Raw genomic sequence first — 454 nt, 5'->3', positions numbered from 1 at the left:
CGGCAGTCTTTCCTGCCACGCGCAACTCCTCGATCGTGGGCTGCCTCCAGATCCCGTGATCAATCTTGGATCCGGGACGCGAGGGCCAAGTTTTCACGAGTTCGGCGAGCGTAGCCGGGCGCCATTGCCCCCAAACGCTGTCGGCCGAGGTTGGGATATCGGCGTAGGAGGTGCGAATGACCTCTGGATCGACCGGCTCGCCATCGCAACCGACGAAAACGACTACCCCATAGGTAGACGTCATCACCGGCCGACCAAGGGGCGGCAGATTCTCCGGATCGAGCGGATAGCGGCGGCGGCGGCGTTCGGTGGCGCGCGCACGTGCGGCCCGTTCTTTTTCCGACCAGCGATTGGCTTCTCGGCGCTTTTTGCGCTCGTCCGGCTCGTTTCGCTTGGCAGCCTCCTCGATGCGACTCCAGTGCAGGCGCAGGGCCTCATATGACCGGTAGGGGAC

1 protein-coding gene is annotated in these 454 nt (G+C 64.3%); it reads right to left on the bottom strand.

Going from position 1 to position 454, the window contains the following annotated elements:
* Nucleotides 1–454: hypothetical protein (locus EOA22_RS37085; protein ID WP_127390779.1), on the bottom strand; the 454-nt coding region annotated here is incomplete at both ends.

Source organism: Mesorhizobium sp. M7A.F.Ca.US.014.04.1.1, from assembly GCF_003998745.1.
Taxonomy (GTDB): Bacteria; Pseudomonadota; Alphaproteobacteria; order Rhizobiales; family Rhizobiaceae; genus Mesorhizobium; species Mesorhizobium ciceri.
The sequence above is the reverse complement of the archived record's forward strand: the minus strand, read 5'-3'. Positions and strand labels throughout refer to the sequence as shown.